Origin of the sequence: Citrobacter sp. Cpo071 (assembly GCF_030332765.1) — a bacterium.
GTDB lineage: Bacteria > Pseudomonadota > Gammaproteobacteria > Enterobacterales > Enterobacteriaceae > Citrobacter > Citrobacter portucalensis.
Genome location: NZ_JAOWHE010000069.1, coordinates 1 through 21,200 on the forward strand (window position 1 = coordinate 1; position 21,200 = coordinate 21,200).

The 21,200-nt window shown below is 51.3% G+C and carries 22 protein-coding genes and 1 tRNA gene; 16 read left to right on the forward strand and 7 right to left on the reverse strand.

Features of this window, described 5'->3' with window-relative positions:
• Positions 1–237 precede the first annotated feature (237 nt).
• Positions 238–1,041 carry a 2,5-didehydrogluconate reductase DkgB gene (gene dkgB, locus OGY09_RS05745; protein WP_032942413.1) on the forward strand — a complete coding sequence of 268 codons (804 nt, stop codon included), beginning with the start codon at positions 238–240 and terminating at the stop codon, positions 1,039–1,041.
• 21 nt (positions 1,042–1,062) lie between these two features.
• Here the strand turns inward: dkgB and yafC are convergent, their stop codons facing one another.
• Positions 1,063–1,977, reverse strand: a complete 915-nt coding sequence (yafC, locus tag OGY09_RS05750; RefSeq protein WP_008783768.1) for a DNA-binding transcriptional regulator YafC — start codon at positions 1,975–1,977, stop codon at positions 1,063–1,065.
• Between the two features lie 104 nt (positions 1,978–2,081).
• Here yafC and OGY09_RS05755 point away from each other — a divergent pair, with 104 nt between their 5' ends.
• The 3 genes from OGY09_RS05755 (at position 2,082) to OGY09_RS05765 (ending at position 5,036) form a co-directional block, all read left to right on the forward strand.
• Positions 2,082–3,257 (forward strand): MFS transporter, encoded by a 1,176-nt coding sequence (locus tag OGY09_RS05755; RefSeq protein WP_032944308.1) that lies wholly within the window; start codon positions 2,082–2,084, stop codon positions 3,255–3,257.
• Between the two features lie 131 nt (positions 3,258–3,388).
• Positions 3,389–4,189 (forward strand): endonuclease/exonuclease/phosphatase family protein, encoded by an 801-nt coding sequence (locus OGY09_RS05760; protein WP_008783770.1) that lies wholly within the window; start codon positions 3,389–3,391, stop codon positions 4,187–4,189.
• Positions 4,190–4,265: 76 nt separating this feature from the next.
• Positions 4,266–5,036, forward strand: coding sequence for a class I SAM-dependent methyltransferase (locus OGY09_RS05765; protein ID WP_032942414.1), 771 nt, complete (start codon positions 4,266–4,268; stop codon positions 5,034–5,036).
• 49 nt (positions 5,037–5,085) lie between these two features.
• Here the strand turns inward: OGY09_RS05765 and mltD are convergent, their stop codons facing one another.
• Positions 5,086–6,444: a murein transglycosylase D gene (gene mltD / locus OGY09_RS05770; protein WP_032942416.1), complete on the reverse strand. Its 1,359-nt coding sequence runs from the start codon at positions 6,442–6,444 to the stop codon at positions 5,086–5,088.
• Between the two features lie 71 nt (positions 6,445–6,515).
• Positions 6,516–7,271, reverse strand: a complete 756-nt coding sequence (gene gloB / locus OGY09_RS05775) for a hydroxyacylglutathione hydrolase (RefSeq protein ID WP_008783773.1) — start codon at positions 7,269–7,271, stop codon at positions 6,516–6,518.
• Between the two features lie 33 nt (positions 7,272–7,304).
• On the opposite strand from gloB, the gene OGY09_RS05780 reads away from it, so the two are divergent.
• On the forward strand, positions 7,305–8,027 hold the full coding sequence (locus tag OGY09_RS05780) for a class I SAM-dependent methyltransferase (RefSeq protein WP_032942417.1): 723 nt from the start codon (positions 7,305–7,307) through the stop codon (positions 8,025–8,027).
• On the opposite strand, the gene rnhA is transcribed toward OGY09_RS05780, so the two are convergent.
• Positions 8,024–8,491, reverse strand: coding sequence for a ribonuclease HI (gene rnhA, locus OGY09_RS05785; RefSeq protein WP_003838896.1), 468 nt, complete (start codon positions 8,489–8,491; stop codon positions 8,024–8,026). The two genes, OGY09_RS05780 and rnhA, sit on opposite strands and share 4 nt — an antisense overlap.
• A gap of 64 nt (positions 8,492–8,555) precedes the next feature.
• Between rnhA and dnaQ the strand changes: the two genes are divergently transcribed.
• Positions 8,556–9,284 (forward strand): DNA polymerase III subunit epsilon, encoded by a 729-nt coding sequence (gene dnaQ / locus OGY09_RS05790; protein WP_100247263.1) that lies wholly within the window; start codon positions 8,556–8,558, stop codon positions 9,282–9,284.
• 133 nt (positions 9,285–9,417) lie between these two features.
• Positions 9,418–9,494 (forward strand) — tRNA-Asp (locus OGY09_RS05795).
• 156 nt (positions 9,495–9,650) lie between these two features.
• Here the strand turns inward: OGY09_RS05795 and OGY09_RS05800 are convergent.
• Entirely contained in the window at positions 9,651–10,169 is a 519-nt protein-coding gene (locus tag OGY09_RS05800; protein WP_003830806.1) for a FidL-like protein, read from the reverse strand.
• 1 nt (position 10,170) lies between these two features.
• Positions 10,171–10,854: a winged helix-turn-helix domain-containing protein gene (locus OGY09_RS05805; protein WP_008783775.1), complete on the reverse strand. Its 684-nt coding sequence runs from the start codon at positions 10,852–10,854 to the stop codon at positions 10,171–10,173.
• Between the two features lie 750 nt (positions 10,855–11,604).
• Here OGY09_RS05805 and OGY09_RS05810 point away from each other — a divergent pair.
• From OGY09_RS05810 to OGY09_RS05850, 9 genes are all read left to right on the forward strand, one after another.
• The gene (locus tag OGY09_RS05810; RefSeq protein ID WP_003830808.1) at positions 11,605–12,153 is read left to right on the forward strand and encodes a fimbrial protein; all 549 of its coding nucleotides are present in this window, start codon (positions 11,605–11,607) and stop codon (positions 12,151–12,153) included.
• 69 nt (positions 12,154–12,222) lie between these two features.
• Positions 12,223–12,771, forward strand: coding sequence for a fimbrial protein (locus OGY09_RS05815; protein ID WP_020996612.1), 549 nt, complete (start codon positions 12,223–12,225; stop codon positions 12,769–12,771).
• Between the two features lie 41 nt (positions 12,772–12,812).
• Entirely contained in the window at positions 12,813–15,284 is a 2,472-nt protein-coding gene (locus OGY09_RS05820; protein WP_275399197.1) for a fimbria/pilus outer membrane usher protein, read from the forward strand.
• Positions 15,285–15,310: 26 nt separating this feature from the next.
• Complete coding sequence (locus OGY09_RS05825) at positions 15,311–16,087, forward strand: fimbrial biogenesis chaperone (protein ID WP_406585002.1); 777 nt, start codon at positions 15,311–15,313, stop codon at positions 16,085–16,087.
• 12 nt (positions 16,088–16,099) lie between these two features.
• The gene (locus tag OGY09_RS05830) at positions 16,100–16,705 is read left to right on the forward strand and encodes a fimbrial protein (RefSeq protein ID WP_267454817.1); all 606 of its coding nucleotides are present in this window, start codon (positions 16,100–16,102) and stop codon (positions 16,703–16,705) included.
• Positions 16,702–17,766 (forward strand): fimbrial protein, encoded by a 1,065-nt coding sequence (locus tag OGY09_RS05835; protein WP_125363544.1) that lies wholly within the window; start codon positions 16,702–16,704, stop codon positions 17,764–17,766. Before OGY09_RS05830 ends, OGY09_RS05835 begins: the two co-directional genes overlap by 4 nt.
• A gap of 9 nt (positions 17,767–17,775) precedes the next feature.
• Complete coding sequence (locus OGY09_RS05840; RefSeq protein ID WP_275399196.1) at positions 17,776–18,318, forward strand: fimbrial protein; 543 nt, start codon at positions 17,776–17,778, stop codon at positions 18,316–18,318.
• 1 nt (position 18,319) lies between these two features.
• Entirely contained in the window at positions 18,320–19,987 is a 1,668-nt protein-coding gene (locus tag OGY09_RS05845; RefSeq protein ID WP_275399195.1) for an O-antigen ligase family protein, read from the forward strand.
• A 1-nt stretch (position 19,988) separates the two neighbouring features.
• On the forward strand, positions 19,989–20,708 hold the full coding sequence (locus OGY09_RS05850) for an EAL domain-containing protein (RefSeq protein ID WP_275399194.1): 720 nt from the start codon (positions 19,989–19,991) through the stop codon (positions 20,706–20,708).
• Between the two features lie 15 nt (positions 20,709–20,723).
• On the opposite strand, the gene OGY09_RS05855 is transcribed toward OGY09_RS05850, so the two are convergent.
• On the reverse strand, positions 20,724–21,134 hold the full coding sequence (locus OGY09_RS05855; RefSeq protein ID WP_195995129.1) for a Spy/CpxP family protein refolding chaperone: 411 nt from the start codon (positions 21,132–21,134) through the stop codon (positions 20,724–20,726).
• Positions 21,135–21,200: the final 66 nt, after the last annotated feature.

The window sequence follows — 21,200 nt, forward strand, 5'->3', positions numbered from 1 at the left end:
CGGTAGTTCAGTTGGTTAGAATACCTGCCTGTCACGCAGGGGGTCGCGGGTTCGAGTCCCGTCCGTTCCGCCACTTATTAAGAGCCCTGAGCTAACGCTCAGGGCTTTTTCTTTGTCTGCAATTTAATTATTGCTGAATCCGCAAAAATCCTCTGCATTTTTCACTCTTTTTCTATAAAGAGCTTAAGCTCATAATCCTCTCAGTTAACGAACATAGTGATTAAAAAGAGGAATTCTATGACTATCCCTGCATTCGGTTTAGGTACTTTCCGCCTGAAAGACGACGTGGTTATCGCTTCTGTTAAAACGGCGCTTGAGCTAGGCTACCGTGCTGTCGACACTGCACAAATCTATGATAATGAAGCGGCTGTTGGTCAGGTGATTGCCGAAAGCGGCGTACCGCGTAACGAGCTGTATATCACCACCAAGATTTGGATTGAAAATCTCAGCAAAGAAAAACTGATCCCAAGTCTGAAAGAAAGCCTGAAGAAGCTGCGTACAGATTATGTCGATCTGACGCTGATCCACTGGCCATCTCCAGGTGATGCGGTATCTGTTGAGGAATTCATGCAGGCGCTGCTCGAAGCAAAACAGCAGGGGCTGACTCGCGAAATTGGTATCTCAAACTTCACCATTCCGCTGATGGAAAAAGCCATTGCCGCAGTAGGTGCAGAGAACATTGCGACCAATCAGATTGAGCTGTCTCCGTATCTGCAGAGCCGTAAGGTGGTTGACTGGGCGAAAGCACACGGTATCCACATCACCTCTTACATGACGCTGGCTTACGGTAAAGCGCTGAAAGATGAAGTGATTGCGCACATTGCCGCTAAACATAACGCGACCCCGGCGCAGGTTATTCTGGCATGGGCAATGGGGGAAGGTTACTCCGTAATTCCTTCTTCTACCAAACGTGAAAACCTGGCAAGCAACCTGCTGGCGCTGGAACTGCATCTGGATGCTGAAGATAAAAAAGCGATCGCGGTACTGGACTGCAACGATCGTCTGGTCAGCCCGGAAGGCCTGGCCCCTGATTGGGATTAATTGCCTGACCCTCTGTACCCATTAACCCTCTTTCACAGCTCCTTCGGGAGCTGTTCTTATATATTCACTTAAAAAGTCGATAAATGCCCGGATGCGCGTACTGACGGCACGATCGCTGTAATAAACTGCGCTAAAAGGCATCTCTACCGGCAGACGTTTATCTGCCAATAACTCCACCAGTTCACCCCGCGCGATCTCTTTATCTATCATATAATCTGAAAGACATGCGATGCCGTTGCCATTCAGGCAAAGCTGTTTTAGCGTTTCTCCACTGTTGGAAGAAATTCCGCACTCGACCTCATGCAGCTGTCCGTCGCTACAGGCAATCGGCCAGGTATTGAGTGAAACTGGTTCGGAAAACCCCAGACACAGATGCTGGTTTAACTCCTCGACGCTCTCTGGCTTGCCAAAACGGGCAATGTAGTCCGGTGAGGCAATAATCTTACGATAGCTGGTAAATAGCGGACGCGCACGTAGACTCGAGTCAGTCAGTGTACCCGCTCGTATAGCAACATCCACTTTTCGTTCAATAAGATTGATGAACGTTTCTGAGGAGACGAGAGACAACGTCATCTCGGGATACCGTTCCCGGAACGGCTTGATTAGTGGCATCAGGAAATGCAACATCACCGGTGTTGCTGCGTCGATGCGCAGCAGGCCGCGCGGAGTATTACGCGACTCCATGATTTCAGTTTCTGCTGCAGCCATCTCTTGCAGTATCTGCTGCACCCGCCTGAAGTAGCGCTCTCCTTCTTCGGTCAGGCTTAGCTGTCGGGTCGTGCGATTAAGCAAACTGACGCCCAGTTTCATCTCCAGCTTTTTTACTGCCCGGCTGACCGCAGAATTGGCTTGTCCAAGCTGTTCTGCCGCCCGGCTAAAGCTGCCGCTTTCCACTACCGCCACAAAAATTGCAAGTTCTTCGGAGGTTGCTTTCATTTTTGCACCTGACGCAAAATTATATTGAGATTTTGAATATTTTTGTCATTAAAACATCCAGGCATACTGCGTGTCATCTGATTACTGATGTTACGGAGTTATTTATGCCTCTCGCTTTATTTGCACTAACAATAAGTGCCTTCGCTATAGGCACTACCGAGTTTGTGATTGTTGGTCTGGTGCCGACCATCGCTCAACAGCTGGCGATCTCGTTACCTTCCGCCGGGATGCTGGTTTCAATCTATGCGCTGGGTGTGGCAATTGGCGCACCGGTACTGACCGCTCTGACCGGACGCCTGCCACGTAAACAGTTACTGGTTGCGCTGATGGTTCTGTTTACGGCGGGGAATTTGCTGGCATGGCAGGCACCCGGGTATATGACACTCATTGTTGCTCGTCTGCTGACTGGGCTGGCACACGGCGTATTCTTCTCGATTGGTTCTACCATCGCGACAAGTCTGGTGCCAAAAGAGAAAGCAGCTTCTGCCATTGCCATTATGTTTGGTGGCTTAACGGTGGCGCTGGTCACCGGCGTGCCGCTGGGAACATTTATCGGTCAGCACTTTGGCTGGCGTGAGACTTTCCTCGCGGTATCAATGTTAGGCGTGATTGCACTGATCAGTAGCCAGTTACTGATCCCTGCCAACATTCCCGGTCGTGCTGCCGCCAGCATTCGCGACCAGGTGAAGGTGCTGACTCATCCCCGTCTGTTGCTGATTTACGCCGTTACGGCACTGGGCTACGGCGGTGTATTCACGGCATTCACCTTCCTTGCACCGATGATGCAGGATCTGGCGGGGTTCTCCCCGGCAGCAGTAAGCTGGATCTTACTGGGTTACGGTGTTTCAGTGGCTATCGGTAATATCTGGGGCGGTAAGCTGGCGGATAAACATGGTGCGGTTCCGGCGCTGAAATTCATTTTCGCCGCGCTGTTTGTTCTGCTGATGGTCTTCCAACTGACGGCCTCCACGCAGTACGCCGCGCTGGCTACCATTCTGGTGATGGGGATCTTTGCCTTTGGTAACGTACCGGGATTGCAGGTCTATGTGGTACAGAAAGCGGAGCAATTTACGCCTAATGCTGTAGATGTGGCGTCAGGGCTAAACATTGCGGCGTTTAACATTGGGATTGCGCTGGGGTCAGTGATTGGCGGGCAAACGGTCGAGCATTATGGTTTAGCGCAGACGCCGTGGATTGGCGGCCTCATTGTTCTGGTAGCTTTCCTGCTGATGGGTGTCAGCGGTCGTCTTGATAAACCCGTGCGTGTTGCTCTGGGGTAAATCATTGATGTAAGCGCCCACTTACAAAACAAACTGCAATTGTTCGTTGAAAGTGAGTGCTAAAATCCCTATAACAGAAGAACCAGTCCGGCTGCGGACTGGTTGACGTTACAGAGGTTTGAAAGTCTAAAGTGCGAAAAAACACCTATGCCATGCGTTATGTTGCCGGACAACCCGCCGAGCGGATTTTACCGCCGGGGTCGTTTGCGCATATTGGCCAGGCATTACCCGCAGGCGTTCCGTTAAGTAGTGAAGACCGCATTCGCGTGCTGGTATGGAATATTTTTAAACAGCAGCGCGCAGAATGGCAGTCGGTGCTGAAGAATTTTGGCAAAGATGCGCATCTGGTATTATTACAGGAAGCGCAAACCACGCCAGAACTGGTGCAGTTTGCGACCGCTAACTACCTTGCTGCCGATCAGGTTCCTGCCTTTGTGCTGCCTCAGCATCCCTCTGGCGTCATGACGCTCTCTGCTGCTCATCCTGTTTACTGTTGTCCATTGCGCGAGCGTGAGCCTATTTTACGGCTGGCGAAATCGGCTCTGGTAACGGTGTATCCGCTGCCTGACTCTCGATTATTAATGGTGGTGAATATCCACGCGGTTAACTTTAGCCTCGGCGTCGATGTTTATAGTAAGCAGTTACTTCCCATTGGCGATCAGATCGCTCATCACAGCGGTCCGGTTATTATGGCCGGCGATTTCAATGCCTGGAGCCGTCGACGGATGAATGCGCTGTACCGCTTTGCGCGTGAAATGTCGCTGCGCCAGGTACGTTTTACTGACGATCAGCGCCGACGCGCGTTTGGTCGCCCTCTCGATTTTGTGTTCTATCGTGGTCTGAACGTGAGTGAAGCCTCTGTGCTGGTCACCCGTGCATCCGATCACAACCCGCTACTCGTTGAATTCAGTCCCGGCAAACCTGAACAATAACGGTGTGTCAGGTCTGCCGTAGGGCAGGCCTGTGATGGTTGCCCTTCCTATTTCACAACAACCGAAGGACAACACAATGACAACACGCTCTCACCATGACAACGTCGAAAAACAGTTTGGCTCTCAGGCTAATGCCTATTTAACCAGTGCGGTGCACGCCTCTGGCCGTGACTTGCTGCGTCTGGGGGAAAGGTTGTCGGCATTTCCGCAGGCCCGTGTGTTGGATATGGGATGTGGAGCGGGGCATGCCAGCTTTGTAGCCGCGCAACACGTAAAGCAGGTTGTGGCTTATGATTTATCGTCGCAGATGCTTGAGGTGGTCGCTGAGGCGGCAAATGACAGAGGCCTGGAGAATGTCGCCACACGCCAGGGTTATGCCGAAAGTCTGCCATTTGAAGATAGCGAATTTGACGTGGTGATTAGCCGCTATTCTGCGCATCACTGGCATGATGTCGGACGCGCGCTGCGGGAAGTGAACCGCGTTCTGAAGCCCGGTGGTGTATTAATTGTGATGGATGTGATGTCGCCAGGCCACCCAGTACGTGATATCTGGTTGCAAACCGTGGAGGCGTTACGCGATACCTCGCACGTTCGTAACTATTCCAGTGGAGAGTGGCTGTCGTTGATCAACGATGCCAATTTGATTGCCGATACTTTGTTAACCGATCGCCTGCCACTGGAGTTCAGTTCGTGGGTCGCGAGGATGCGCACGCCCGCGGCGTTGAGCGACGCGATTCGTGCATACCAACAAAGTGCTTCTGCAGACGTGAAAGCCTACTTTGCGTTACAGGAAGATGGCTCGTTTACCAGCGACACGATAATGGTTGAGGCACATAAAGCGGGATAAATAAAAAAGGCACTGGGGGGAATCCAGTGCCTTCATTTCTACAATGCTATCAGGAGTCCGGCATACCGTTGTTTTTCACAAACAACGTGAGCTGATCGCCTGGCTGTAGATTGTCCGTATCGCTGTTCCAGCGCATGACATCTTTGATGTTAACCCCGTGACGTTTGGCAATGCTCGACAGCGAGTCGCCTTTACGCACACGATAGGTGATGCTATCGCTGTTGTTCGCCAGACGCTGTGCGCTGGTACCCGCACCCACCGTCAGGTTTTGACCCACTTTCAGGGATGACCCGCGCAGGTTATTCCACTGCTTAAGGTCATTGGTGCTCACGCCAAGGCGTGACGCGACGCCAGAAAGCGTATCGCCAGAGCGAACTTTGTAGCTACGACTGTTCAGCGGCGTGTTATCCGCGACCAACGTTGACTGCACGGCTGCAATTTCGCCTGAAGCCAGAGACTCACGCAGCTTCTCTGCATGCTTCTTTGGCACCATCACATATTGCGGGCCGCTGGCACCCAATGTGGAGCCTTTCACGCCTGCATTGAAGGTCTTCAGCTTGCTGACGGAAATACCCGCCATATCAGCAACCTGAGCCATCTCAACCGGGCTACTCAGGCGAACACGTGCCAACGCGCGGCTTTCGTCTGTTGTTGGCAGACGTACGCCATAGCGTTTGCTGTTTTTGAGTATATCGCTCAATGCCAGCATTTTAGGCACGTATAGCTTCGTTTCCTGAGGCAATGGCAACGACCAGAAGTCAGTGGGTTTACCACGAGCTTTGTTCGTTTTGATTGCCTTCATGACACGACCTTCACCGCTATTATAAGCAGCAACGGTCAGCAGCCAGTCGCCATCAAACATCTTGTTCAGACGCTGCATCATGTCCAGCGCGGCGGTGGTGGAAGCCACAACGTCGCGACGTGCATCATAACTGCGGGTCTGTTTTAAACCATAATTGCGCCCCGTGCTCGGAATGATCTGCCAAATACCTGCGGCATTGGCGCCAGACGTTGCGTGAGGATCAAAAGCGCTCTCCACTATGGGTAGTAGTACCAGTTCCATAGGCATGTTACGTTTCTTAACCTGCCCGGCTATCCAGTACATATACGGCTCTGCCCGTAAAGTTACATCGTGGAGATAGCTCTTATTGCGTAAATACTTCTGTTTCTGTTCGCGAATCCGGCTGTTTTCCGGAATTCCCATCTTTAGCTCGTCACCAATGAAAGCCCACAAATCTTGATCAGCAGCGATAGATGTTCCGTCGTCCATCCATCGCGCCTGACTTGTAAACTTTCCTGCTTCCCCTTGACCAGCTGCAGAAAGGCTCTGTGCGTGTTGTTGGACGTTACCAGTATTCTGGCACCCAACAAGCAGGACAGAGGCGAGTAATATCGCTTTTGCCTTCATGTGTGTGTCAATAGTTGCTTAAAAGACGACCGATCATAACGGCGAAGTTTTCAAAAGGCAACCCGGAATTGTCAGAACGTATCTTTCTTTGACCTTAACCAGGCAAAACGCTCTTCAGGTTGTTGCAATATTGTTTCTTTGTTAATTTCATTAATTAAATCAATATCTTCCGTTCTCAAAAAAAGATTATTTCGCCGCTCATTTTTCAGAATTACGGGTAGTGTCATTTGTTTTTTTACGCGTAACTCATTAACTTTACGATAATATTCATTTATGAACGAATCGTGCGGGAGAATGCTTAAGGCAAACTTCATGTTTGCTAATGTGTACTCATGTGCGCAACAAATTAATGTATCGTCAGGAAGTTCGTTTATTTTTTTAAGTGATTGATACATTTGAGTTGCTGTACCTTCGAAAAGTCGACCGCAACCGCCAGAAAAGAGCGTGTCACCACAAAATAAGTAAGGATGGCTAAAGTAACAGATATGTCCTAAAGTGTGACCAGGAGTAGCAATTACCCTAAATTCATGCCCCAAAACGAGTGCAATATCGCCATCTTCGACTACGTGTGTCGTTCCCTTATCTTGCGTTTCAGCCGGTCCGTATACCACTATTTGTGGGAAATGTTGCAGGAGTTCTTTCACTCCACCAACGTGATCCTGATGATGGTGGGTTAGCAGAATGGCTTCCGGCACCCAGTTATGCTCTGCAATGGCTTTCAAAACAGGAGCCGCTTCACCCGGGTCCACAATCAGACAATGCTGGTCATTATTTGACAGGACCCAGATGTAATTGTCCTGAAATGCAGGAATACTGTTAAGATTCATATATTACCTCTCAATGCGTAACGGAAGGTTGTGATGAAACCGGCAAGGCTCCCTCAAACTGTCGTAGCGCCCGTTAGCTGGGATGATTTGCCCTGGGGCGAACACTATCGTGAGGCGCTGGAGCATCAGCTTAACCCGTGGTTTGCAAAAATGTACGGTTTTCATCTGCTTAAGGTTGGTAATTTAAGCGCAGAAATCGATTCTGAAGCGTGCGCGGTTTCTCATCAGGTAAATGTTTCTTTGCAGGGATCTCCCATGCAGGTGACGGCCGATCCTTTGCATCTTCCCTTTGCCGATAAGTCCGTGGATGTCTGTTTATTGGCCCATACGTTACCGTGGTGCTCTGATCCGCATCGCCTACTGCGTGAAGCCGATCGCGTGTTGATTGATGACGGCTGGTTGATTCTGAGCGGCTTTAACCCGGTAAGCTTGATGGGATTGCGTAAACTGGTGCCCGTATTGCGCAAGACATCGCCCTATAACAGTCGGATGTTTACCCTCATGCGTCAACTGGACTGGCTATCATTACTGAATTTTGAAGTGCTGCACTATAGTCGTTTTCATGTTCTGCCCTGGAACAAGAAGGGCGGGAAAATGTTAAGCGCCCATATTCCCGCGCTGGGCTGTTTACAGCTGGTGGTTGCGCGCAAGCGAACCATTCCGCTTACGCTCAACCCGATGAAACAAAATAAAAGCAAAACGCCTATCCGTCATGCCGTTGGCGCGACCCGGCAATACCGTAAACCGGACGCTTAAGCCTCAGTCTGATACCCAATATCATCCTGAGTCGGGCTCATGGCCGCGGTGCGCGCAAGCTCATCGCAGCGTTCGTTTTCCGGATGGCCCGCATGGCCTTTAACCCATTCCCATTTGATTTGATGCGGCCCCAGCGCGGCATCGAGACGTTTCCACAGATCGACGTTCTTCACCGGTTTTTTATCTGCTGTTTTCCAGCCGCGCTTCTTCCAGTTGTGGATCCACTGCGTAATGCCTTGACGCACATACTGGCTGTCCGTGCTGAGTATCACTTCACACTGTTCTTTCAGGGCTTCCAGCGCAACGATTGCCGCCATCAGCTCCATGCGATTATTAGTGGTGAGGTTGTAGCCCTCGCTAAAGGTTTTTTCGCGCCCGCGATAGCGTAAAATCGCCCCATAACCACCAGGCCCTGGATTTCCCAGGCAAGAACCATCGGTGAAAATTTCTACCTGTTTAAGCATCTCTGGTAGACTTCCTGTTTTAGCAAATCGAAATCAAACGATAAGTCTGACATAAATGACCGTTATGAGCACTGGAATTACACGACAGATCGTCCTCGATACCGAAACCACCGGTATGAACCAGATTGGCGCCCACTATGAAGGCCACAAGATCATTGAGATCGGTGCGGTTGAAGTGGTGAACCGCCGCCTGACCGGCAATAACTTCCACGTTTACCTGAAGCCGGATCGGCTGGTGGACCCGGAAGCGTTCGGCGTACACGGAATCGCAGACGAATTCCTGCTCGATAAACCTACGTTTGCCGATGTAGCCGACGAGTTTCTCGACTACATTCGCGGCGCGGAGCTGGTCATCCATAACGCATCGTTCGATATCGGCTTTATGGATTACGAATTCGCGAAGCTCAAGCGTGATATTCCGAAGACGAATGAATTTTGCAAAATAACCGATAGCCTGGCGCTGGCGAGGAAAATGTTTCCTGGCAAGCGAAACAGCCTTGATGCGTTATGCTCGCGCTATGAGATAGACAACAGTAAACGAACCCTGCACGGCGCATTGCTCGATGCCCAGATTCTGGCCGACGTTTATCTGATGATGACCGGCGGGCAGACCACGATGGCGTTCTCAATAGAAGGCGACAGCCAGCAGCAGAATGACACGGGGATCCAGCGTATTGTGCGACAGTCCAGCAAACTACGCGTTGTTTTCGCTACTGATGAAGAGTTAGCGGCCCATGAGTCACGCCTTGACCTGGTGCAGAAGAAAGGCGGAAGTTGCCTCTGGCGGGCATAGTTTGTACGTTTACCGTATGAAAATGGCCATTCGGGTGATTTTTGCAGCAAACGATTAAAAACGTGAGAAAAAGCGTTGACGAGGCGCGAGGCAATCCGTAATATTCGCTTCGTTCCCAAGCGGAACACAACGCGGAGTGGTAGTTCAGTTGGTTAGAATACCTGCCTGTCACGCAGGGGGTCGCGGGTTCGAGTCCCGTCCATTCCGCCACTATTCAGAAAGCCTGAATCAGAAATGATTCAGGCTTTCGTCGTTTTAGCCCGCCAAAAATAATAATCTCATTACCATACTTTATCGACCGCGCCCGAGCTTTCGGGTGGGCAACACATCAGGTCATCCTTAACCCGACGCATATCCAGAAGGCGATTAACTCGCGAAGTGATTCATCACGCAGGCGAAGCGGGGTGAGAAGTTATCGCCAATAAGAACCGTTTCCTCATTCAGGTGCTTTAGCATATACAGCTTGTCGGCACGTTCGTAAGCGTCGAAGAAGAGATAGTCGACAGCGTCCGTTGCGTCATCATCGGGGGATTTTTCCCGACCATCGGGAGTGAGCATAAAAACGCCTGCGGTATGGCCGAGTGGACGGGCATAGCGAAAGAACAGTTTTCGGTTAACAGCGAACTCGCCGTCGTCACTTTTGAGTTTCCCCTGGACTGACAATGAAAGGTGTCCGGAGTTGTAGCTGGTTATCAGCATTATTCCGTGGAGTTCCTTTTTTGTATTCTGGATGTCGAGTATCGACGTGAATTCCGAGGAGCAGGAAAAACTGATTTCTTGTTTTTTCGCATTCCCGGCGATAATAAAAAAAGCGATAGCCGCTAGCCCAAAAATGGCAATCACGACTGACCATAGTAAAGGAGAGTGATCGCTTTCCTGCTTCATATCATTCCTCATGATGGCGATACTGGCTGATGCAATGGTAATAACCGAGGTTTAGCCCGCATTCAGCGGCAAACGACCACTCAACCAGATTATGGTTGCTCGCCCAGGTATTGAGATACAGATCTTTTGGGTACGAACAGTTGGGGTTAATACCCACGGACTTGAAAATATCCAGCGCTTTTTTTTCGGTTATGGTGTCGGTGAGGGCGTTTCCTAATATATGCACACGGCATTGCTCGTAGTCGATAGTCCGCAGGATCGCCGCGTCCGTCATCGCGATTTCATTGGGTATCCATGTTAACCACGCTGTCGCCAGCACGGCGATGCCGGTAATTAACGTTGTTATCGTGACAGGCCACAGGTTTCGTTTCTTTTTCCTGGGCGTCAATGCAACATTGACTATTCTGGTGGGCGCTTGCGATTCCTCCAGTTGCTGAATATTGATACTGGCGTCGCTCATCCGAAATCCTATTCGCGGAATGGTGACGATCAGTTCTGCAGGATGGCCCGTAGACGTTATTGCTTTGCGCAGAAATGAAATGTGCTGATTGAGATTAGCATCCGTCGCTCTGGCGCCATTATGCTGGAAAACATTCCGCAGAATTTCATCGCGCGAGGATATCTCTTTACCATTTTGCAACAGATAGAGCAGTAATTGTGTTGCCACATTATTCAATGTGGCCATTTCACCAGATGCCAGGTCTTTTAGGGTATTTTTATGTGGTCTGAAAACTAAGCCTTCACCAATAATTACGGATTTAATTTTGTTTATTGGTATATGAGAAATCACTGATGTCTCCTTTAAAGCAGGATATCTCGCATTCGAGTGGGGGAAGCAATAGCATAACATAATTCATTTATAAAAAATGATTGCACCATAGATCGCTTTATTAATATTTATATAACAATCTCTTAATATATCTAATAGAATCCTCCAATCTCCTTCCTCTCTTTCACTATCTTATTGTCATTACTCGCTTTTGATGCCCAATTTCATTTTTACAAAACATTCATAAATACATTTTGCCTGTTCTTCTGGCTAAATAAAAAAATAGTTGATAGATAAAAACTCTATAAAAATTATAAATAATAGACATTAACACTGGTATTGTCGTGTTTTTTGGCTATTTTTTAGGTAAACGATCGCTCTACAGACAGTGTTACAACACGATTCCCTGAGTTTGATTAATACCGGATTTTTGCATTGTGTCATTTTTTCGTCGACTTAATATAAGCCCCGAAACAGCGTAAACAACTGTGGGCGGTATTTCGGATGGAATACCAATGAAGTTCAAAATACAGGGTGGCTTGAGATGGATTGTTTGCAAGGAAATGCGCTTCCGCCACCAGCAGATCAGGGTTTCCCTTGCATAAATTGTCTGTGGAAATAGATCGTCGGAATAACCAAAAAACAGATATAAGGTTAAGTAGTAATATGAAAATGAAAAACGTGGCTGTGGCTTGTGCGCTGATGGCGGGAATGACTTTTACTGCATCTTCTGCTTTCGCTGCAAAAAATGTTGAACCGACTAACGGTAAAATTCACTTCACTGGTTCTCTGGTTAATTCCGCATGCGGTCTGGCCCCAGAATCCAGCCCGGTGCAGGTTAATTTTGGTGAGATCCCAACTTCTCAGTTAAAAGACAACCAACGTGCTGGTGTTAAGCATGCCAAAATCGTTCTGCAGGGCTGCGATACAACTGTTGCGAAAACCGCCACAGTAACCTACACCCCGGCAACGATTGATACCGACAACAATGCGCTGGCTGCATTTACCTCGGGTACAGCAAAGGGCGCGGGCATCGGTATGATTGACAGTGGTAACCAGGACGTGAAATGGGGCGAAGCCGCATCTCAGGTCAACATTACCGATGGCGAAACCGACATTGATTTCGTTGCTTATCTGCAGGCCAACAATGCATCCGCAGCAGTAACCCCGGGTGACTTCGAATCTACCGTTAATTTCCAGATCGATTATCAGTAACGATCTGCTGCGGGCGCAATTATGCGCCTGCTTAACCCTTCCTGCGAATAACTGAAAGGAAATGCGGTGATGCCTGGATGGCGTATTTTACTGCTTTTTATCTTCATATCGCCTGCATGGGTTTTGGCTGACACCCATCGTCTTGTCAGTACGCCCGGCAAAATGCGCATGCGGGGAAATATTATTGAGGCTGCCTGTTATGTCGATCCACGTGACCGGTCGCTGCTGGTTGAATTTGATGACCTCTCAGCCAGAGATATTTCCGGAAAACCTGAAAAAGTATCTGCGCATGATTTCAGCATTCATTTGCTGGGATGTTCATTAGGGGATTCTCAACACCCTGGGAATCTGTTCCAACGCGCCAATATTACCTTTTCCGGCGCACCGGATAGTGACAATCCTGATTATCTGAGCGTGCAATCGGAAACTGAAAATTTAGCGATAGAAATATATGACGGCAAAGGCAAGCAAATTCATTTGGGTGAGCCATCACCGGATTATGCGCTTAACCCCGGGAAAAACACGCTCAATTTTACGGCTTATTTGATCTCCCGCGACGGAAGAATGACGTCTGGTGAATTTACTGCAGTCACGCATTTTGTTGTGAATTATCTCTGAGCTGCACAGCAATTCGGGTATCTGAAGGTTTGCGAACGAAAATGATCACGCTGAAAACAGATAAAAAACGTCTGGCGCTTTTAATTGCTCTGGTCTGTGCCTCTTCATGGGCTGAAGCGGATGAGTCTATTGAATTTAATACTGACGTCCTGGATGCCAGTGACAGACAAAATGTCGATTTACAGCGTTTTTCCGAAGGCAACTTTGTGACTCCCGGAGAATATCTGTTGGATGTTCGTATTAACAGCCAGGAGATCCCTCAGCAGTCGATCCGTTATATCGTTGATCCTGCCAACTCGCATAAATCCATGGCGTGCCTGACGCCGCAACAGCTCGAATTACTGGCGCTCAAAGAAGAGGCGCTGACCTATATTCATCCGATTAGCGCGACCTGCTATGACATTTCCCGCCTGCCGGGTGTGGTGCTGAATAATAGCGCAGGCGTACTGGACATTACCGTGCCTCAGGCATGGATGAAATATACCGATCCAGACTGGACGCCGCCGGAGCGCTGGGATAACGGCGTCGCGGGACTGATTTTCGACTACAGCGTTTCGGGCCAGGCCACACATTACGAACAAGGTGGCGATCATTACCGCTCACTGTCTGGTTATGGACAGACGGGCTTTAACCTCGGCGCGTGGCGCTTTCGTGGTCAGTATCAGGCCAATTATGCTTCAGATGAAAATCGTGGGCGTATCGACTGGGATCAGATCTATGCCTATCGCCCGTTACCGATGCAGGCTGCAAAACTGACGGTCGGTGAAATATATCTGAATTCCCAGGTGTTTGATTCAGTGCGATTTACCGGGGCTAACCTCGCCAGCGACGAGCGCATGCTACCACCGAATTTGCAGGGCTACGCGCCCGAAGTGCACGGCATCGCCCGCAGTAATGCGAAGGTCACCGTCAGTCAGCAGGGGCGTGTTATCTATCAAACCACTGTTCCAGCAGGGCCATTTAATATTCAGGATCTACACGGCTCGGTACGCGGCACGCTGGATGTTCGTGTCGAAGAGCAGGATGGCAGCGTACAAACCTTTCAGGTCAATACGGCAGATATCCCTTACCTGACGCGCCCGGGCTATGTTCGTTACAACGCCGCTGTCGGTAAGCCATCGCGTTATAACCACGACGTCCAGGGACCTGCATTTTATAGCGGTGATTTTTCATGGGGGGTCAGCAATGCGTGGTCACTGTACGGTGGCGCGTTACTGACTGGCGATCGCTATAACGCCTGGTCGATGGGGATTGGGCGGGATTTGAGCTGGCTGGGCGCGCTGTCGGCTGATGCGACGCAATCCGTGAGCCGGGTGAAGCATCAGGCTGAACAAAAAGGGATGTCCTTTAAGCTCAGCTATGCCAAAACCTTTGATGAATACAACAGCGCCATCACTTTTGCCGGTTACCGTTTTTCACAGCGTAACTTCCGCACCTTCTCGCAGTTCCTCGACGAGCAGTATGAAAATAACAACAGCGCCGGCAACGAAAAAGAGATGTACACCATCACCGGTAACAAGACCTTTTTTGCTGACGACCCGCAATTAGCGACCACGCTGTACCTGACCTATACCCACCAGAATTACTGGGATCGTGGCTCTCAGGATCGTTACGGGGTGTCGATGGGACACAGCTTTTCGTTCGCAGGCATTCAGGGGATCAGCGCCAACCTTGCCGCTTACCGCTCTGAGTATCAGGGCAAACGGGACGACAGCCTTTCGCTGTCCATTTCGGTGCCATGGAGCGATGGCCGCTCAATGGATTATGAAGTGCAAAACAGCGGCAGCCAGACCAGTCAGATGGTTTCGTATTCCGATAACCGCGACCGTAACAATCCATGGCGACTGCGCGCAGGGGTTTCCGGTGAAGGGAACACCGCGTTTGATGGCTACTACAAGCATCGCAGCATGATGGCGGAACTGGAATCTAACGTCAGCTGGCAGCAATCACGTTATTTATCCGTTGGCGGCACGATGCGCGGCGGCTTTACCGCAACGCGTCATGGTGCGGCACTACACAACAGCCAGGCGTCGATGAATACCGCCAGGGTGATGGTTGATACCGACGGTGTGGCGAATGTACCGCTGAACGGCGAACAGGCGCACTCAAACCGCTTCGGTATTGCCGTCGTACCGGACGTCGTCAGCTATCACAGCTTTGATACCCGTATCGATGTGGACGCAATGGACGAGGACATTTCCGCGACTAAAGCCATTGTCACCAACACTCTGACGGAAGGCGCGATTGGTTATCAGCGCTTCGCGGTGGCGCAGGGGCAAAAAATGATGGCGCTGCTGCGCCTGAAAGATGGTTCGGTACCGCCGTTTGGTGCCGAAGTGTTTAACGCCAACGGTGTCAGCGTCGCCATGGTGATGGAAAACGGCATGGCCTGGATTGCGGGTGTGAATCCAGCCGAGCGTCTTTCTGTTGCCTGGGGCGGTCGCGCGCAGTGTCACTTACAGGTGCCGCAACAAATCAACCCGGAAGGTAACGTGCTGTTGCCTTGTGAATAATATCAATAACCTGAATGAATTTTGTCATGAAAAATCAAGCATTTTACTCCGTGCAGCGTTGGCTCAAACCCGTGGTCTGCGGTCTGCTTTTTATTGCAGAGATCAACGCCTCATGGGCGGGCATTGCACTTGACCGTACCCGTCTGATTATCACCGGTGATGCGCGATCTGTCAGTGCGAACTTAACCAACACCAGTCCGAGCATTCCGTTTCTGGCTCAGTCGTGGGTGGAAGACGCCAATGGAACAAAAATTACCTCGCCGTTGATGGTTTTACCGCCGCTACAACGGATTAACGGCGGGCAAAAGGGCATTGCGCGAGTGACAAAAACCAGCGGTATTAACGCTCTGCCGCAGGATCGCGAAAGTCTGTTCTACCTGAATGTGCGTGAAATTCCGCCCAAGCCGGATAAGCCGAACGTGCTGCAACTGGCGATGCAGTCGCGCATCAAACTGTTCTACCGTCCGACCGCCATCGTGCCGGAAACACCGGGCGCCGTGTGGCAAAACCAACTGGTCTTTCATAAGCAGGGGCAGCGCTGGAGTGTGGATAACCCAACGCCGTACTTCGTTACCTTAATCGGCTTAAGCCGCAAGCCTGAAGCGCAGGGCGGCGACAGGCTGACTGACTTCCCTGGGATTATGGTTTCACCAAAGTCCTCTCTCGATTTCAGCGTGGCCGACGGCGGCGTTAGCCAGTTCAGCATGATGTATGTGAACGATTTTGGCGGTCATCCCGAATTGAAATTCAGCTGCACAGGCAATGTGTGTAAAGCATTGCCGATGGAGCAACAGCCCCGGTAACAGGATTCATAAATGAAAAAGATGCTTTGCGCTCTGCTGATGGCGGGCATGGCCTGCTCGGTTCAGGCCACAAGCGGTCGCCAGGATATGAGCAACGTGTCCGGCGAGTATGGCAACGTCCGCTTTCATGGTCGGGTGTTCGTTTCGCCGTGCGTGCTGGATATGGCCTCCCGCGATCAGACTATCGATCTTGGTGATATTTCCGCCAGCCGATTTCGCCAGGGCGGCGATCGCAGCGATCCGGTATTGGTCACGCTATATCTGAATGGCTGTTTAAAGGGCTCCGGTCATACCTTAAGGAATTTCCCCGGGCAGACCAGTGAGATGCCTGAGCTTGCGCACAGCACGGTGGAGCGTGGTGTTTCGATGACGCTAATGGCTGAAGGCGCACCGGAAAACAGCGATTTGGGGCGTATTCGTGGCGATGTTCGCGGCGCGGGCATCCGGCTACTGACTGAACGTAACCAGTTAATCCACCTGAACCAACCGCAACGCATGTGGATCCTCAAACCGGGCGATAACGCCATTCATTTTCTTGCCGCGCTGGAATCTTTTGGGCGAGAGGTGACCGCCGGAGAATTTAACGGTCTGGTCAGACTCAAGCTGGAGTATCTATGAGTGTATTACGTAACACGCTGTTGTGGGTGGTGCTGGCAGGCTGTCCGTTGGCCGGGCAGGCATTTACACAGGGAGAAGGTGAGCCGGAAGGTGGGTCGCCGCATCAGTACGATATTGAACTGAGCTCGCTGGATGTCAGCAAAAACCACGTGGGGGGCAGAACGGAGCCGTTCCCATGGAATCTGGGCGGTTGGTATGTGGTGAATTTCTATTGCGAACAGGCTGACATCTCCCGAGCACCAATTTACTACACCACCACAACCACGATGCCGCCTTCAAATCAGGGGGCGAACCGTTTTCGGCTAAACGAGTATCTGGATGTGGAAGTTCAGGTGTGGGTTGCCGGGGGCTATAAAAAATATGTGCAGGCGCCTTTTACCAACGTTTCAAACCGCAACAGCAACAACAGCTGTAAAAAGCGTAAGGGCTACACGCGAGCGACTAACGTTGAAAGTGGTTCAAAAGGGAAAGTGACGTTTATTGTCACTAAACCCATTATCAATGGCATCAATATCACTTCCCAGTCGCTGGTGGAGGTGGCCGGGCGTATGGGAAGCGCGGGACCTACGCCAACCACGGCGATTTCTCGCGTGGTGATTAAATCCGGGCTAATTACCGTCCCGGACAAATGCACCTTCAACCGGGGAGACAAAATCAGCATTGAGTTTGGCGATCTGCCTGGATCCGCTGCCCGGCTCAACGGCACTAACTACAGCAAGTCAGTCCCTATACATGTTGTCTGTGAAGGCGGGAGCTTCGATCAGGGTGCGCTGAACATTAATCTTGGTATACAAACGACCACGGCGTCAGGCACGGCGGGGTTTAACGGTAATCTCCTTGGCACGCTGAGCGGCGGACAAAAGCGCGACGATCTCGGCATTATGCTTAAAGACGAGAGTGGTGGCACCGTCGTGCCCAATCAATTCTACAACGTGAAGGGGTTTTACCAGAATCAGGGCGACTGGAATCTCACCGCCGCACCGGTGGCAAAGCCGGGCGTGGGAAGTGTGAAAGAAGGTGAATTTGAAGCCTCTGCCACCGTTGTCGCGCAGTTTCAGTAGGGGGATGTCATGAGATTCTCGGCGTTATTCGCGACCAGTATGTTACTGCTAGGTGGCATGGCGCAGGCCGACACCAAACTGGTCGGCGGCGATATGTATTTTCACGGCACCATCAGAGCCCTGGCCTGCAGCCTTGCACCGGGAGGCGACAAAATCGAGGTCGATTTCAAGCAAATCGCGACACAGGATCTCTATCTCTCGGGGCACAGTAAGCCGGAAAAATTCAGCATCCAGTTACGCGACTGCAACCCGGAGGTTTTCCGTGGGATCTCGGTTACCTTCAGCGGTCGTGAGGATGCGGAGCTGACCGATCATCTGGCGCTGGATAGCAGTGAACAAGGCGGTGCGTCAGGGATCGGGATTGGGATGAGCGAAGAGGACGGCACGGCAATCCGCCTTGATGAGAGCACGTCAGTCAAAGAGATAACAGAAGGCTCGATGACGCTGAATTTCTTGGCGTGGGTCGCTGCGGAACCATCGGCGATAAAAAATCAGTCTCTCGAATACGGTCCGTTCAGCGCCAGCGGGACCTGGACGTTGAACTACCAGTAGCATGATGAACGTACTGAATCGCATTGCGCCGCTGCCTGCGCAGAAATTATTGCTCGGTATTAGTCTTTTTTTCTGGTGTGGGGTCATGCATCTCTACTGGCCAAACAACGGCGGCAGCGGTCTGTCGTTGCCGCTTAATATTACGAGCTGGATCTACGCTGTTGTACTGGCTGCAAGCGTATTGATGCTGGTGCCTCGTCAACGCTGGCGCATCACTGTGCCCGCTGCGGGTTTTACAGTCGGGGCGTTTATCCTGACGTTGCTTTGCCTGCTAACGCCTGATGTCTGGCAGGCCGAGGCACTGCTGGTGGCGGGGGCGTTACTGGGCGGTGTGAGCGTCTATCTGGTCACATTACAAATTCCGCTCACGGCAAACACCTTAACGGCACTGCTGGCTCTGCTATGGGGAGCGTGCGTCATTGAATGTCTGGCGTTTGTCTATCAGTACTGGCATTTGCCGGGCGTTGAATACTGGGAGTTTGCCTGGCGGCGCGGTACGCGACCCTACGGGATATTTCAGCAGGTCAACCTGATAGCCAGCTTCACGGCATGCGGTGTGCTGCTGTCAGCACCGCTCTTTTTACGTCTGCACCGCGGGTATCGAATTGCCATTGGGATAGGCCTGGTAATGATGGGATTTGTGCTGCATGAATCTCAGTCGCAAACCGGCTACCTGTCTCTGGTAATCGGTGAAGTGCTGCTGCTGGCGGTTTTCCCGGCGCAACGGCGCACGCTGCTGCTGCTTCTACTGCCGCTGGCGTTAGGCGTAGCGATAGGGGCCACGGCCCGCCATTTTTTGTCTGTGGTCACGGTCGATCATCTGACGACTTCTCAAGTGCGCTGGACGGTGTTGAAAACGTCGCTGGCATTATTTGCCGAACGTCCGTGGATGGGGTGGGGCGTGGGCAGTTTTGCTGCCGTGTTTCTCGAACGCGCGGGGCCATTGGGGCTGGGCAGCATTTCGCATCCGCACAACGAACTTGTGCAGTGGTTGGTGGAGGGCGGTCTGGTTGGGCTGGCAGGGGCACTCTGTTTTATAGCGGGTGGTTTATGGCTCTGGCTGCACGGTAATTGCTGGCGTCGCGCCTGCCTGGTGGCGGCACTGCCGGTGGTTATTCATATGTTGACGGAATACCCCGTCAGGCAGTCAACGCCACACTGGCTGCTGTTGATCCTGCTGCTTCGATGTGCAGACAACGCGCGAACGGGAATACGCCTGGCGCTTACGTCGACGTCGCTGATTCGCGCGGCAGGGTTTATCTCGTTACTGACCGTCGCGCCATTGCTGCTTCTCACGCTGCACACGCAACAGCAATTGACGCTGGCGGAGAGGCAGTCAACGCAGTGGCAACTTGCCGAACCGCTCCCTGTCGGAGGCTGGCTTCTTACAAGTCGCTATCGGTTTGATGTCCAGATGGGATATCTACAACGGTATCAGCGTACCCGGGACGCACGTTGGCTGGAAGCGGTTCGCCGCTGGGCACCTGATTATGTGCGCGTTCACCCAGACCCTAATGTCTCCTTCACGCAAATCTTACTGGCGTTGCAACAGCGCGACCTGGTCGAGGCGCATCGTCTGGCGACGCGCTTTTGCCTGATATACCCAAACGATCGCCGTATCCCGTGGCTGCAGGATGCACGACGTCCTTTTAATAAAATAATGGAATGATATGAACAGATTCAGTGAACAGGCCCGTTATGTGCCAGAACTTCCCCGCAACGCCGAACTGCTGCGGATCACCGGGATCCGTTTGCAGCGCATTCATTTTTTTGATGACGCATCGCTGGATGTCTGTGAGGTGTTAAGCCAGGTACGCACACCGCTCCCACTGGATCTGTTTTTCAAGCACCTTTCCATCACGGCAAAACAGCAGCTTTTTCTATGGCAAATGCAGCGGGTGCTGGCCCTCTCTGGAAGCTATTCGCTGAATTTATCCGTCAGGATGCTGACCAGTCTGTCATGGATCACGCGTCTCACAAAGCAGGTGCATCAGGGGAGGATTGTTATTGAAATTCAGGATCCGGGCTCCATGATGCGCCTGGATAAGGCAGAGCAGCAGGCCGTATGCATTGCCGTAAAAACGCTGGTGCGTCACGGGTTTCGCGTGTGGCTGGATGATGTTTCGCCTGAGCTATTTTTTGTCTGGCGGCTGTCGGGCATCCGTTTCGATGCTATCAAAATTGAAAGCGGAATGTTTCATCAGTTCAGAACATCGGAGTGGCAGTTGAGGGTTCTGGTCAATCAATTTCGCGCGCTGGGAGAGCGGGTTGTTGTTGAAGGGGTGGAAACGCCGCAGGATTATGCCATTTGCCGTATGAGCGGCGCAGATGCTGTGCAGGGCTTTCTGTTTGAGCAGGAAATTTTACCGAAAAGCCTGAATCATTGCTGACTCAGGCTCTGACAATTACTCGCTCAGCGTCTGTGCGATATCTTTTTGCACCTGCTGGCGCTGTTCTGGGGTCAGCACTTTGTTCAGGTCAAAATAGTATTTTACGCGATAATAACGCGCCTGCTGTTCGATGTTGCTGAACGCAGAAAGCTGTTTCTGAACGGCAGCTTCATCCCATTTCCCGGACTTGATGACGTCAATCAACGCGCCGTCTTTAACATCTTTCACCGAAATCTGGCTTACGTTGGTTTCAAGCTGCTGGTGCAGTTTTTTAATCTGCGCCACCTGGTCGTTGGTCAGCTTAAGATGCTGAACGACCGGGTCCTGAGCTGGAGCAGGAACATTGGATACGTTTGCTGCAAGCGTACTAAAAGAAGCGCCCGCTAAGGTAGTCGCCAGCAAAGTCATGCGTAAGAAGTTCTTCATTATTGAAATCCTGATAAGGAAATTATCGACATTGTCTGCCACCCGCTGGTTACGAGTGATTATCCT